This window comes from Streptomyces sp. NPDC058198 (genome assembly GCF_042882605.1).
Lineage (GTDB): Bacteria > Actinomycetota > Actinomycetes > Streptomycetales > Streptomycetaceae > Streptomyces.
Window position 1 is genome coordinate 477,102 of the sequence record NZ_JBHVVP010000002.1, and the last position, 13,824, is coordinate 490,925.

11 protein-coding genes and 1 pseudogene are annotated in these 13,824 nt (G+C 69.2%); 10 read left to right on the top strand and 2 right to left on the bottom strand.

Annotated features, from left to right (window positions below; translation table 11 throughout):
- Positions 1-210: 210 nt before the first annotated feature.
- Both ACFVWW_RS10580 and ACFVWW_RS10585 read right to left on the bottom strand, forming a co-directional pair.
- Positions 211-1,416 carry a cytochrome P450 gene (locus ACFVWW_RS10580; RefSeq protein ID WP_384179292.1) on the bottom strand — a complete coding sequence of 402 codons (1,206 nt, stop codon included), beginning with the start codon at positions 1,414-1,416 and terminating at the stop codon, positions 211-213.
- A 174-nt stretch (positions 1,417-1,590) separates the two neighbouring features.
- Positions 1,591-2,592 (bottom strand): DUF1259 domain-containing protein, encoded by a 1,002-nt coding sequence (locus ACFVWW_RS10585; protein ID WP_384179294.1) that lies wholly within the window; start codon positions 2,590-2,592, stop codon positions 1,591-1,593.
- Between the two features lie 211 nt (positions 2,593-2,803).
- Here ACFVWW_RS10585 and ACFVWW_RS10590 point away from each other — a divergent pair, with 211 nt between their 5' ends.
- The 10 genes and pseudogenes from ACFVWW_RS10590 to ACFVWW_RS10635 form a co-directional block, all read left to right on the top strand.
- Positions 2,804-3,544, top strand: coding sequence for a response regulator transcription factor (locus tag ACFVWW_RS10590; protein ID WP_386877218.1), 741 nt, complete (start codon positions 2,804-2,806; stop codon positions 3,542-3,544).
- Complete coding sequence (locus tag ACFVWW_RS10595; RefSeq protein ID WP_386877219.1) at positions 3,531-5,579, top strand: sensor histidine kinase; 2,049 nt, start codon at positions 3,531-3,533, stop codon at positions 5,577-5,579. Before ACFVWW_RS10590 ends, ACFVWW_RS10595 begins: the two co-directional genes overlap by 14 nt.
- 123 nt (positions 5,580-5,702) lie before the next feature.
- The gene (locus ACFVWW_RS10600; RefSeq protein ID WP_386877220.1) at positions 5,703-6,143 is read left to right on the top strand and encodes a hypothetical protein; all 441 of its coding nucleotides are present in this window, start codon (positions 5,703-5,705) and stop codon (positions 6,141-6,143) included.
- A gap of 114 nt (positions 6,144-6,257) precedes the next feature.
- Positions 6,258-6,905 (top strand): class F sortase, encoded by a 648-nt coding sequence (locus ACFVWW_RS10605; RefSeq protein WP_384328426.1) that lies wholly within the window; start codon positions 6,258-6,260, stop codon positions 6,903-6,905.
- Positions 6,906-6,915: 10 nt separating this feature from the next.
- The gene (locus ACFVWW_RS10610; protein WP_384179303.1) at positions 6,916-7,644 is read left to right on the top strand and encodes a tyrosine-protein phosphatase; all 729 of its coding nucleotides are present in this window, start codon (positions 6,916-6,918) and stop codon (positions 7,642-7,644) included.
- Positions 7,645-7,858: 214 nt separating this feature from the next.
- On the top strand, positions 7,859-8,236 hold the full coding sequence (locus ACFVWW_RS10615) for a DUF6193 family natural product biosynthesis protein (RefSeq protein WP_386877221.1): 378 nt from the start codon (positions 7,859-7,861) through the stop codon (positions 8,234-8,236).
- A gap of 141 nt (positions 8,237-8,377) precedes the next feature.
- A complete protein-coding gene (locus ACFVWW_RS10620) occupies positions 8,378-10,792 on the top strand; it encodes a PA14 domain-containing protein (RefSeq protein WP_386877222.1) in 2,415 nt (804 codons plus the stop codon).
- Between the two features lie 112 nt (positions 10,793-10,904).
- On the top strand, positions 10,905-12,554 hold the full coding sequence (locus ACFVWW_RS10625; RefSeq protein WP_386877223.1) for a hypothetical protein: 1,650 nt from the start codon (positions 10,905-10,907) through the stop codon (positions 12,552-12,554).
- A 27-nt stretch (positions 12,555-12,581) separates the two neighbouring features.
- On the top strand, positions 12,582-13,643 hold the full coding sequence (locus ACFVWW_RS10630; protein ID WP_386877224.1) for an FG-GAP repeat domain-containing protein: 1,062 nt from the start codon (positions 12,582-12,584) through the stop codon (positions 13,641-13,643).
- A 95-nt stretch (positions 13,644-13,738) separates the two neighbouring features.
- A pseudogene (locus ACFVWW_RS10635) lies at positions 13,739-13,822 on the top strand (IS5/IS1182 family transposase); the annotation flags it as partial.
- Positions 13,823-13,824: the final 2 nt, after the last annotated feature.

The window sequence follows — 13,824 nt, forward strand, 5'->3', positions numbered from 1 at the left end:
GGATGGGCCGCGATGTTCAGCGGATGGGCCGCCCGTTGAAAGGCTGAGTTCTGAAACCGTGTGGGCAGTATGGATTCCCGCCATACCTTGGTCAGCCCTCGGAATTACGCTACGGCAGGCGGATGAAAGCCGCATGTCGGAGAACGCGCCATCAGGGTGTTTCCACCCGATCGCGACGCTCTCCGCTGCGCGCGGCGGTCCGGCAGCCCGTCACCAGGTGACGGGCAGGGCCAGCGGATAGCGCCAGATCGACGTCTTGTTCCACCGCACCTCTTCGGCCGGCTTCGCCAGCTTCAGGTCGGGGAAGCGCCGCAGGAGGGTTCCGAGCGCGACCTGCAGCTCCGTGGCGGCGAGCGGGGCGCCGAGACAGTGGTGGCCGCCCCAGCCGAAGGTCATGTGCGACGGACCGGTGCGTTCGAGATCCAGCTCGTCGGGGCGGTCGAACTTCCGGCCGTCCCGGTTGGCCGTCAGGTAGGAGACGTGTACGACCTCTCCCGCCCGGATCGTCACCCCGCTCAGTTCGACGTCCTCGGTGGCGACGCGGGGGATGCCGACGCCCTTACGGAAGGGGATGAACCGCAACAGCTCCTCGATGGCCTGCGGGAGCATCTCCGGGCGGGCCCGCAGCATGGCGAGCTCCTGGGGCCGGGTGAGCAGGGCGTAGGCGATGTTCCCGATCTGGTACGTGGTGGTGTCCTGGCCGGTGATGAGCAGGACCATGGCCATCACGGTCAGTTCCTGATCGTTGAGGAGCTCGTCCCCGTCGCGTGCGGTGGCCAGCGAGCTGATCAGGTCGTCGCCCGGGTGCCGGCGACGGTGCGCCGTCAGCGTCGCGAAGTAGGCGCGGAGATCGGCCTTGGCCCGTACGGCGTCGTCCCGGTTGTCGATGCCGGTGTCCATCATGGTCCGCGCGTGGGCGCGCAGCTGCGAACGGTCGGCCTCGGGGATGTCGAGGACCTCGCAGATGGTGGTCAGGGGCAGCGGGGCGGCCAGGTGTTCGAAGAGGTCGGCGGGGGAGCCGTACTCCGCCATCTTGTCCAGCAGCTCGTCCACGACATGCTGGGTACGGACCCGCATGCGTTCCATGTGGCGCGGTGTGAAGCCTTTGGAGACCAGGCTGCGCAGGCGGCTGCTGGTCGGCGGGTCCATCACGTTGATCGCTTCGTCCTGAACGATGGGTTCAGGGGTCATGCGCGGGAAGTTCCGGCCGATGATGGCGCTGCGGCTGAACCGCCGGTCCGTGGTCACCGTACGCACGTCGTCGTAGCCGGTGACGAGCCATGCTTCCCCGTCGCCGTGCGGCAGCCGGATACGGGCGACGGGTTCGTCGGTCTGCAGCTGCTTGAGCACCGGGTCGAATTCGAGGGCCTCGGCATAGTCGAACGGACAATCACGCGGAATGGATACTGGTTCCATACGGAGCTCCGATAGGGGATCTGAAGGGCGATTCGGTAACTTTCTGGCTGGACGGGGCATGGGTACCCGATCGCCTGTGGAGGCACGCGGTGCTCCGGGGCAATTGGTCCATATGTAGTGAGCCGCCCCCGTGGTGCCGCACCCCGCGGGCCACCGCCTCTTTCAGCGCCTCTTTCAGCTGGGCGGGGCGACGTTGGTGGCGTCCACGGCGGGGCGCAGGGCACGGGCGAGCTCGACTCCGTCGCCCACGGCCCAGAAATGCGTGAAGAACAGGCGCGGGTCGTCCGTCAGGTGGTGGTTGTGCACCTCGACGAGCTTGATCCCGCCGCGCCGCAGGGCTCCCAGCACGGGCTGGACCTCCTTGGCGAGCATGGCGCAGTCGCCGCTGAGCGCGGCCCGGCCGCCGCCCAGCGGCTGGAAGTTGAACGCGCTGGTCGACCCCAGGCCGGGAGGCAGTACCAGATGGCCGTCGAGGATGGTCTCGCGGCGGACGAAGAGGCACTTGTAGAGCCCGTCCTCGCTGGAACCCTTGACGCCCAGCGCGGCTTCCATTCCGGCGATGTCCAGGTCGATGGGGCGGTCCGGCCCCGGCGGCGCCGCCGGCGGAGTCTTGGTGCGGTCGAATCCCGCGCGCAGGCCGCGGGCCAGGGCCACCGCGTCGTGGCCGTGCCCGTGGACATGGGTCCACCAGATGTCGGGGCGCTGGGCGAGCAGATGCTTGTGGAGCGCGGTCTGCGCGATTCCGTTCGCCTGCCAGGCGTCGGTCACCTGCTGCAGTTCGTCCTCGGTCACCACGACATCGCCCATCACCATCGTGCTGCCGTCGGCGTAGCGGACGAAGGCCACGTGCGTACCGAGCGCGAGCCCCGGGGTGACGGTGATTCCGTCGGAGACCACATGAAGATCCCGGCGCGGGAAGCCGGTGTGATAGGTCGTTCCCCGCAGCATGTTGCCGCCGCGGCCGAGCGCCTTTGCCACCTCCGACCAGTCCGCTTCGCTGGTGTGTACCGGTTTGACCGGCGTGTGGCTCTGCGGCTCGGGCGCCCCGGTGGGCAGCGCGCGAGCGCCGGCCAGCCCTGCCCCGGCCAGCACCGGTGCCATCGCGGCTGCCACCAGCACGCGCCGCCGCGACGTGGCCGCCGGTGTATCCGTGTCCTGCTGTCGGTCTCCGGTCATCACCTGATCGCCTCCATGGCGAGATGTAACCATGAGAAATCATATGAAGAAGGAAATAGCATCATCAAATATGCCTAAATGGGCTAAGCATGTGTGTTTCGGTCTTCCCTCGAACGGTGCCCCGAGCGTGCACACGTCGCGACGCCGAACTCCGCTCGTGGAAAGGGCGGTTACCACCGCCCCCGATTTCGCGCTCGCTACGATCGTCGGCGTGTGCGCAAACATCATGGTCGCCGAAGACGACGCGAAACAGGCTGAGCTGGTGCGCCGCTATCTGGAGCACGAGGGGCACGCGGTCACGGTCGTCGAGGACGGCCGTACGGCTCTTGAGGAGGTCCGGCACAGCGAACCCGACCTGCTCGTCCTCGATGTGATGATGCCCCGGGCCGACGGCCTCGACGTGGTGCGGATCCTGCGCGCCGAGTCCCGGGAGCTGCCGGTGCTGATGCTGACGGCCCGCAGTACCGAGGACGATCTGCTGCTCGGCCTGGATCTCGGCGCCGACGACTATATGACCAAGCCGTTCAGCCCTCGTGAGCTGGTGGCCCGCGTCCGTACGCTGCTGCGCCGCAACCGGCGTTCCGCCGGCCCCGCCCCCGGCCCTGCGCCCGCCGCCGACGACGAGGTGCTGTCGGTGGGCACGCTCAGGGTCGATCCGGCCCGGCACGAGGTGTCGGTCGGGGGGACGCCGGTCGAGTGCACGCCCGGTGAGTTCCGTATCCTCGCCGCGATGGCGACGGAGCCGGACAGGGTCTTCACCAGGCAGCGGCTCCTGGAGGAGCTGCACGGCTTCGACAAGTACATCAGCGACCGCACCGTCGACGTGCACATCATGCATCTGCGCAAGAAGATAGAGCCCGCCCCACGGCGACCGGCCCGGCTGCTCACCGTTTTCGGTGTCGGCTACAAGCTGACGGATCCCGCGAAGAAAGCGCGCCGTGCGTCGCTCTGACGAACGGGCGCGGCTGCCGCTCCGCAAGAGCCTGCTCGGCCGGCTGCTGACCGTATCGGTGCTGGTGGCCTCGTGCTCGGTCGCCGCCACCGCCTGGCTCGCCGTGCAGACGACCTCCGGCGCGATCCGCCAGGAGCAGGGGCAGAACCTCAGCTCCGACGCCAAGATCTACAACACCCTGCAGGGGTACGCGGCCACCCACCCCGGTTGGGAGGGCGTCGAGGACACCGTGCGGGAACTGGCCCGCCAGTCCCAGCGCCGGATCGCGCTGACCACCCAGGACCGGCGGCCGATCTTCGACTCCTCCGCCGGCACCCCTGCCGCCGCCCCGCTGCCACCGCAGGCCTCGGCGGTCGTCGACCCGCTGTCCGTCGACACCGTACTGGTGCCCGATGCCGCCCTGGCCGGCGCGGACCGTGTCGATCCGCGTGCCGTAGGACCGTTCCTGCTGCCCGCGAAGGAACGTACGTACCTGCGGCAGGCCACCGCCAGAAGCGTGGAGTGCCTCAACAGGGTCGGCATCGCCGCCGATGTCGTCCAGAGCCCGAGCGGACGGCCCCGTATCCAGTTCGTGAGCAACGACACCGACCGCTCCATGGAACGCACGTGCCTTCCGGACGAGTCGGGCGCTCCGACCGCGACCGAGAAGAAGGCCCTGCGCGCCCTCAATCAACTGGCCGATGCCTGCCTGAAACGCCAGGGACGTACGGGCGTGAAACTGAACCTGGACCTGTCCTGGGACCGTGGATACGGGCAGGAAGCCGCGGACATGGGCGCACCGGCCGCGCGCCCCGCGTCCGAGGCGGCCGTCAGGAAGGCGAAGGCGGCCGAACAGCAGGCGGCGGCCGCGGCCGGCCGCCTGCCCGAAGCGCGCGGCAGCGGGTACGACCGGGCCATCGCCTCCTGCGTCGGCAGCGCCCGCCGCGAACAGCTCACGGACTATGTCGCCGCGCCCGCCCTGCTGTTCATCGACGACCCCGGCGCCGTCAGCGTGCCCGGGTTCGATCTCTCACCGGCGAACACCGCACGCATCGTCGGGGTCACGGCCCTCGTCCTCGCCCTCACCGTCGGCGCCTCGGTGATCGCCGGAGCCCGGCTCGTACGCCCGTTGCACGCGCTCACCGGCGCCGCGCAGCGGATGCGGGACGGCTTGGACTCGGCGCCCGTGCCGGTCGGCTCGGACAACGAGATCGGACGGCTGGCGGCGACCTTCAACGACATGGCCACACACCGCGCCCGGCTGGAGGAGCAGCGGAAGGTGATGGTCAGCGATGTCGCCCACGAGCTGCGTACCCCGCTGAGCAATATCCGTGGCTGGCTGGAGGCGGCACAGGACGGTCTGGCCGATCCGGATCCGGCGTTCGTCTCCTCGCTCCTGGAGGAGGCGGTGCAGCTTCAGCACATTATCGACGATCTGCAGGACCTGGGGGCGGCCGACGTGGGCGCGCTGCGCCTGCACCTGGAGCCGGTACGTGTGGACGACCTGCTCGGCCAGGTCGCCGCGGCACACCAGGGCCTGGCCGAGACCGCGGGCGTCACGCTGGCGGTCTCCGAGCCGGTGCCGGGCACCTCTTGCCCAGGTCCCGGACAGGGCCCGGCGCCGCTCGACGCCGACCCGGTCAGGCTACGGCAGGCCGTCAGCAACCTGGTCTCCAACGCGGTACGCCACACACCCCCCGGTGGCCGGGTGACGCTGCGCTCGTACGTCACCGATTCCGGGGACGAGGTCGCCGTGGAGGTGTCCGACACCGGCAGCGGTATCCCGGCGGACGACATCCCCCACGTATTCGACCGCTTCTGGCGGGCGGAGAAGTCCCGCAGCCGGAGCACCGGCGGCAGCGGCCTCGGGCTGGCGATCGTCCTCAAGCTTGCCGAGGCCCACGGGGGGACGGCGAGCGTGGTGAGTACGGAGGGGCAGGGCTCGGTCTTCACCTTGTGGCTGCCGGCCGCGCCGGGCGGCGGCGCGGAACGGGAGGCGGGCGGTGGCGCCGAGCGGGAGGCGGGCGGTGGCGAAGAGACCCCTGCTCGGCCCTGATGCGATGACCATGACGTCCTGACAGCTTCTTCATAAGAGGTCGCCAGTCTTGAGTCCTGCCCGGAACCTGGTGCGAATCGGCATCCAGGTACCACCAAGGCCGGGCCGGAACTGGAGCCATACATGTCCCGCCACCACCGCCTGCGTTTCGCCGTCCTGACCGCCGTCGCGGCCGGCGCGCTGCTCGCCCCGGCCGCCGCGGCCCTCGCCGCCGACCAGACCCCGGCGCCGTCCGTAACGGCGACCGAACGGCCGGCCGCGGCCGACAAGGCCGCCGCCCAGAGGAAGGCCGAGGCCGCGAAGGCCGCGGCTGCCCAGAGGGCCGGGGTCTCGAAGGACTCCACGCCCGAGGAGATCAGGAAGGCCGAAGCCGAGAAGGCCGCGGCTGCCCAGAGGGCCGCAGCCGCGAGCGCGGCCCCGCGGGGCGGTGTCGCCGCGGGCGAAGCCCCGGCCGGAAATACCGGCATCACCACCCTCGCGGGGTCGGCCACCGGCGCTCTGCTGCTCGCGGGCGCCGGCACCTTCGTACTGCGCCGCCGCTCCGCCGAGCGACGCGACGGCTGACCCGGCGCCCATACGCATCACACGCACCACATCTGACCCCCAGCACCACGGTGGCGCCGCCCTTCGCCGGGCGGCGCCACCGCGTCTTCACCCGGTCCTGCTCTGGAGCCCGTTGTGTCCTCTGCGCACCCTCCGCATCCGGTACGGCGCTTCGGCACCCCGCCGGCCCTTGCCCGCCTCGCCCTCGTGGTCCCCGCGGTCCTCACCCTGCTCACCGGCTGCTCGTCCGCCCCCGCCCCGGCCGCCCCGGCCACCCGTGCCGCGCCCGGCACCGCAGCGCCTGCGCCCGGCGCTCCGGAGGCCAAGAAGCCCGCGGCTCCCACCCAGGTCGCCATTCCCTCGATCGGGGTGACCAGTTCCCTGATGGAGCTCGGTCTCAACGCGGACAGAACCGTCGAGGTCCCGCCCGCCGAGAAGGGCATGACCGCCGGCTGGTACACCGGCGGTGCCGTGCCCGGCGAAGCCGGCGCCGCCGTCCTCATCGGCCACAACAGCACCCGCTTCGGCAAGGCCGTCTTCCACGACCTCAAGAAGATCGCCAAGGGCGCGGACATCACCGTCACCAACGGCCTGGGAAAGTCGGCGGACTTCACGGTCACGAGCACCGAGAGCGTCAGCAAGGACTCCTTCCCCACCGAGAAGGTCTACGGCCCGACCGAGGACCGCGCCCTGCGGCTGATCACCTGCGACGGCGACTTCGACGCCCAGGGCCACCCGGTGAACAACCTCATCGTCTACGCGACGCTGGAGGCGACATCGTAGGGTGAGCCGCGTGAAGAGACATATCGCGTTCGAGGCTCTGCACAACTTCCGTGATCTGGGCGGCTATCAGGCCGCCGACGGCCGCACAGTCCGCTGGGGCCGGTTGTTTCGCTCCGACTCGCTGGGCAAGCTGCGGGGCGAGGACCGGGACCGCTTCGTCGCCCTGGGCATCCGCACCGTGATCGACCTCCGGTATCCCTTCGAGGTCGAACGCAGCGGACGCGTCCCGCACCACCAGGGGCTGGCGTACCACAACCTGAGCATCGAGCACCGGCCGTACGACCAGGCGGGCCTGGCTACGGAGGTCGAGCCCGCGCGCTTCCTGGCCGACAAGTACACCGAGGTCGCCCACGACGGCGCCAAGGAGATCCGGCAGGCGCTGGAGATCATCGCCGAGGACACCGGTCCGCTGGTCTTCCACTGCCACTCCGGCAAGGACCGCACCGGCCTGCTGGCCATGCTGGTCCTTGCCCTGGCCGGGGTGCACGAGGACGACATCGTCGCCGACTTCGCCCTGACCGAGCTGGCCACCGAACGCCTGGTCGCCGACTGGCACGCCAGTTACCCCGACCTCACCCTCAGCTGGCCCGCCTACGGCCGCGCCCCCGCCGAGATCATGCGGCTCTTCATGGCCGACCTGATCACGCGGTACGGATCGGTGCACGGCTACGCCGCCGAGCAGCTCGGTGTCGACGACGACCTGGTGGCGGCACTCCGCGGACAGCTCCTGCATCCCTGATCCCCGTACCGCGGCGGCCGGAGGCGGCACCTGAGCTCACTTGCTCCCGCGAATGAGCCCTGCCTGATCCGACCGACCGGGTCGTTCTCCGACCCATGCCGGCACTCGCCCGTCGTGGGAGGAGATCAACTGGTACTTGAACAAAGAGAAAATCGGAGTCCCAAGCCGGATGTCCCAGAATTCATCCCCGCCCAAGCCGAAGTGACGCCACCACATGACGAATGATGAGACCTCCCGGGACGCTGCGGAGATCGTGGCTGCGAAGTGGCAGTCCCTCCTGGAGATGGACCCTGACCTGATCAATCCCGTCGTGCCTCGCACCGCGTACGCGCATCCCCGGCTGCGAGAGCTCTACCCCATCGTCAGCCACGGGACCTTGTACTTCAGCCGGTGCATCCAGTCGCCGTGGAGCCAAGACGTCGGCACGATGTTCACCCAGACCGAGGGCGGTTACCGCGTACGCCGCGCGTCCGACAACACGGTGCTCGGCGTGACGGAGACGGTGCAGGAAGCGATGGACCTGATCGCGGCGAACCTCCCCGAGGGCAGCGGGCCTGCCATCGACGGTACGTCCCACGACCTGACGCCGTAGGACGCGGCCCGGTGGCGGCGCCGGCCGGGCGTCTCGCCTCCTGTGGCCCACGGCTCACATCCGTACCCCATACAACCAATGCCCCACCTCGACGGTCTTTCAGGAACCCCCCCGTGACGGGCTTGAAAGGTCCTCCACCCTGTGATCACTCGTAACCGGCTGAGACCCGCCGTGTCCGCCGCCGTCGTCGCCGCGACCGCGGGTGGCCTGCTCACCGCCACCGCGACGGCATCCGCCGCCGTCACCTGCGCCTCCCCGGTGTACAAGCGCCAGTTCTTCGCGAACACCACGCTGTCCGGCACCCCGAAGAAGACCGACTGCGACTCCGCCGTCGACCAGAGCTGGGGCGCCGGCGCCCCCACCTCCGGACTGCCGTCCAACAACTTCTCGGTCCGCTGGTCCGTGACCCGCGACTTCGGCTCCGGCGGACCCTTCTCCCTCGCTGCCGAAACCCAGGACGGCATACGCGTCTACCTCGACGGCACACGCAAGATCGACCTCTGGAAAAACGTCTCCTCCACCCAGAAGAAGAGTCTGAACCTCACCATTCCGTCCGGCATACACACCCTCCGCGTCGACTACGTCAACTGGACCGGCTCCGCCAACGTCACGTTCGCGTACGCCCCCCGCACCTCCGCCACCGTCGACACGGTCAAGCCGCTCGCCCCGACAGGTCCCTCGGTGACGTACGACGCGACCACCGGCAAGGCCACCGTCAAGTGGGCGAAGAACAAGGAGATGGACCTCGCCGGCTACCGCGTCCACCGGCGCCTCAAGGGAACGTCCTTCGGCAGCAAGCCCCTTGCGACGACCACGTCGACGTCGTACACGGACTCCGCCCTCCCGAAGACGGGCGCGACGTACTACTACGAGGTCCGCGCCTACGACAAGGCCGGCCGCGAGTCCTCAGGCACCGCCGACCAGCTCGTCACCACGGTTGACAAGACCCCGCCCGCCGCCCCGTTCGTCGAGATGGACAGCTGCCCGGACAACGAGAAGGTGGCGGGCCCGGAACTCGTCACGACCGCCGAGAACGGGGCCGACATCGCCCTCTACCAGGCGCAGCGTCTGAACCCTGCCACCGGCGACTGGATCACGGTGCACTCGGGCCCGAAGGGCGCGTTCTGCGACACCGGAAGAGCCACCGACGGCACGAAGGCCACCTACCGGGGGCGGGCGCGGGACGCGGCCGGCAACTGGTCCGCGTACTCCACCGCCGCGACGTTCACCCTCTCCGACCGGATCCCACCGCCGGCCCCCGCCGACGTTCGCGTCGACTACCGGTCCGGTGTCCCGCATCTGGTGTGGACGCCCGACGCGGACGCGGCCTCGTACCAGGTGCTCCAGTACGACCCCGCCACCGGCGCCTACCTGAAGGGCTTCGGCGACAACGACACCACCACGAAGACCGACGTGGTGCCGCTTCAACAGCTGGCCCTCGCGGACGAATACAGGTACGCGGTACGCGCGGTGGATGCCAAGGGCAATGCCTCCGCCCCCGCCGAGGTCACCCTGCCCATGACGGAGCGGCCCGAAGCCACCTCGCCGTACCTGCTCACCGCGCAGGCGAGGAGCGACGGTGTGTCGCTGTCCTGGCGAAGCGCCGACCCCTGGGCCTTCGACGACGACAACATCCCCGCCTATCAGATCGTCCGCACGGACCCCGCGACGGGGGAGAGCGCGACCGTGGAGCAGTGCTCGCCGTACGACTCCGACGGTCCGCGGGTGCCGCCCACGAGTTACCCGCCCGGTGTCCTGGACGCGGCCGACCCCGCCCATGCCGGCCGTACCCAGGTCATCTACTCGTACTGTCTGGAGAGTTCCGGCGCCTCCGAGACCACGTACGAGTACCGAATCGTCGCGGTCGACCGGTACGGGCACCGCTCCCGGCCGAGCGAGCCCGTCACCGCCACCACCCGGGACACCCAGCGCCCTGCCCCGGTCCTCGGCCTGACGGCCGAGACCGTGCCGCTCGGCGTCCGTCTCACGTGGACTCCGCCGGCCGACGACGACGTCATGGGCTACTACGTGTGGCAGAGCACGACCGACCCGGACACCGGCCGGACGGTATGGCAGAAGAACTGCTGGACCGGGAGTTCCCTGGCCGAGACGGAGATTCTCTGCCCGACGCTGCCCGACGGCGGTGACCACGTCTACCGGGTGGCCGCCACGGACGCCCAGTACTCCGACGAGGACCCCGACTTCTTCCAGACCGCCGAGATCACCGTCACCCTGCCCGACACCCGGCCGCCCGGCTGGAGCGGAACCACGGTCTCCGAGGGCCAGTACCCCTCGCTGTACCTCGGCTGCTCCGCGAGCTCGGGCCTGGACTGCTCCCGGCTGACCGGCTACCGGGTGGAGCGGTGGGATCCCACCACAAGTTCCTACACCACCCTGACCACGGGCGAGTTCGGCAGCGCCACCCGGTACCTGGATACCACGGTGTACGAGGACCGGCGGGGGCTGTACTACTACCGCGTGGTGTTCGTGGACTCCTCGGGGACCGAACTGGAGGGACCAACAGCGGCGTTCGGAATCTGGGACTCCTGGCTCTGAGCCGGAACTCGTTCAGAATCTGATCGAGCGAGACAGTTGAACACGGTCGTTCATATGAATTGGCCAATGTGGCCGCTTTCTGGGGATGGTTCTCTTGGTCCGTCATTCCGTCATGTTCAGATGTGCTCCGTGGCGCGGGCTTCTCGCGGCTGTGTCGGCGCTCGCCTTCGGTGGGAGTCTGCTCGGCGGCGCGGTGCCGGCGCGGGCGGCGGCGGGCGGTGAGGTGGTCGTGCCGGCGGCGGTGCGTAACTGGCCGCGTAGCGAGGGCTCTGTCAGCCCCGGCGCATCGGGCTACCTGTCGTGGCCGGAAGGTTCCGACCACTACCTGTGGACTTCGTACGCCACGGGGGAGACGCAGGACGCCGCCGCGTTCGTCACGGCGGCGGACTACGTGTTGTTCGCCCAGTCGGACACGGTGGCCGTGCGGCAGGACTTGACTGCTCCCTTCGATGTCCGGTTCCTGTCCTACCCTTCGGGCGCGGACAGGGGCATGGTCACCATCCCGAAGGGCTACGGCTGGTGGGGGACCGCGGGAGAGTCCGTGGTCGCCTACACACCAGGGCCGAGTGGAGAGCGCGTCGTGCATCTCTTCAAGCCTGTGACGGGTGGGGGAACCGAGAACGTGACGGTCACAGGCTTTCCCCAGAACGCCCAGTGGTCCTCGAGCGGTCCCAAGGACGCGGACTCACTGATGATGCGCTACCGCGTGCCCACCGACGACCCGAAGAAGTTTCTCTACCAATGGGGGCTCGTCGATAGCCGGAGCGGCACCTTCACCAACATCCTGGGCTCTTTCCCCACCAGCTCGGGCAGCTTGGCTGTGATGAGCGACAAGTACGTCGGTGTGTGGTATCCCGGTGCGAGTGCGCGGCTGTTGCTCAGGGACGACCTGGAGGCTCCGCCGGTGATCGTGCCGGCCGAGGTCACCAAGGGCATGACGACGTTCAATCTCGTCGGTGACAACATCGTGGCTGGCTACGCCGACACGGAAGGGCTGTACACCCTTCCGCTGTCCGGAGGCACCAAGCGCCAGTTGCTGCCCAGGACGAACGGCTTTGTGAACCAGGCCCCCGACGGATCCCTTCTCGCCGTCGGGGGCGGCGGCCCTGAGGACTGGGACTCCTGGCGGTTCTCCGCCGCCGGAACCAGCGGCGTCAGCGGCAAGAAGCTGCGCCACCTCCCGCCTCTCGCGGCGCCGGTCGACGGAATCGCCTTGTCCGGCGGGCAGCTGACCTATCTGGATCAGACGTCTGACGACCCCGGCTACGACGTCAGGTTCAACACCCGCACCATTTCACCGGCGGCAGTGCCTGTCGTCGGACAGGTACTGCCCGGCGAGGGATACAACAAGCAGTGCGGCGTGTACGAGGTCTGCGCCCGCTTCTTCGGCACCGGCGACGGCTCCGTGGTCTATGACAGCGGTTACGGGAGAGAGCTGGTGCGGCGCACCGCCGCCGGGCAGCGTCAGACCATCGCTCACCCGGAGTCGTCCGGGGACCTCACCTCGGCGGCGGGCCGCTACGCGGTCTTCTCCGGAACGGAGAGCCGCCAGTACGTCATCGACTGGAACCAGTCCAAGGTGGTCCTCACCCGTACCGCGTCGGCTGCCACCGTCGCCGACGGCCGACTGTGGACCACTGCGTCAACCGCGGGCGTCCTCTCTGTGAGCACTCTGGGCAGTGACGCCGCTTCTGTGAGCGTCAACACCGGTTCCGGTTGCCTGCCGAACGAACTGCAAGCGGTCGGCCGCTGGGTCTACTGATCCTGCGTCACCGCGAACAAGGCCGGGGTGTTCGACCGCTCGAAGGGGATCTCGATCGCGGTGCCGGCCGGCGACGCGCTTCTCGCCGACGGATATCTCGTCCGCCACGACACCACTCGTGGCAAGCTCGTGCGTACCGTCATCACCTCCGGCAAGGCAGTGAGCAGCGACCTCGCATCCCTCCCCCTCGCGCAGAACCTCGCTCTCGCAGCGAATGGGTCGGCACGCCGCAGCCTGTGGAACCTGGACCCGCACGGACGCCATGTCGTCTTCGTCGATGCCGAACAGCGGATCCACCTGGTGGACGCGGGTGTACCGGCACAGCCGGTTCGCCGTGACCACACCGGCGACGGCATCGGCGATGTGCTGACCCTCAACGCCAAGGGCGAGTTCACCTTCCAGCACGGCACCGGAACGGGAGTCCTGTCGGGCAAGACGTCCGGTGGGGGCTGGTCCACTTCCTCGGTCGCGGTACCGTTCGGGGATCTGGACGGCGATCTCTGCAACGACGTCCTGGTGCGCATGCCGGACGGATCGCTGCGGGGATACCGCCCCGGCTGCGGCGCCGCGCTGACACCCGCATCGCCGTACACGAAACTCGGCACGGGCTTCGAGGCGTACAAGACCCTTACATCGCCCGGCGACCTCACCGGCGACGGCCGCGCGGATCTGCTCGGTTGGAAGACCTCGACGGGAGACATCTACCTCTTCGCGTCGACGAGTAACGGAACGCTGTCAGCGGGGAAGAAGATCCGGACCCACTGGACCTACACCAAGGTTATGGGCGTCGGCGATCTGAACGGCGACGGATACGGGGACCTCCTCGCCAAGGATTCCTCCAACGAACTGTGGCGCTACAACGGCACCGCCGGCGGCCAGTTCAAGGAGCGCGTCCTGGTCTTCAAGGACTGGGGTTCCTCGTACAACACCATCGTCGGGGCCGGCGACCTCACCGGCGACGGCAAAGTGGATCTGATCGAACGCGACAGCGCGGGCCGGCTCTACAGGAACAACGGCGACGGCAAGGGGTCGTTCGGCTCCCGTACCCAGATCGCCACGGGCTGGCAAGGTTACCGAGGCATCTTCTGAGCACCCGCTCCCGCGAGGCCGGATCACTTAACCGGCCTCGCGGAATTGGATCCACGCGCGTTATCGGCGCCCGACGGTCGCCCCCTGAGCCTTGGCCTGTCGATCGGGGCAAGCATCGCCTGAGCCCAGGGATGAACGACGGTTACGGCATCCCGCTCGGCCGCGTCGTGGCTGGGGCGAG

What these genes read in the sequence shown, in the direction of transcription:
- ACFVWW_RS10580 (WP_384179292.1), bottom strand. Translation starts at nt 1,416, where the DNA reads ATGGAACCAGTATCCATTCCGCGTGATTGTCCGTTCGACTATGCCGAG.
- ACFVWW_RS10585 (WP_384179294.1), bottom strand. Translation starts at nt 2,592, where the DNA reads ATGACCGGAGACCGACAGCAGGACACGGATACACCGGCGGCCACGTCG.
- ACFVWW_RS10600 (WP_386877220.1), top strand. Translation starts at nt 5,703, where the DNA reads ATGTCCCGCCACCACCGCCTGCGTTTCGCCGTCCTGACCGCCGTCGCG.
- ACFVWW_RS10615 (WP_386877221.1), top strand. Translation starts at nt 7,859, where the DNA reads ATGACGAATGATGAGACCTCCCGGGACGCTGCGGAGATCGTGGCTGCG.
- ACFVWW_RS10625 (WP_386877223.1), top strand. Translation starts at nt 10,905, where the DNA reads ATGTTCAGATGTGCTCCGTGGCGCGGGCTTCTCGCGGCTGTGTCGGCG.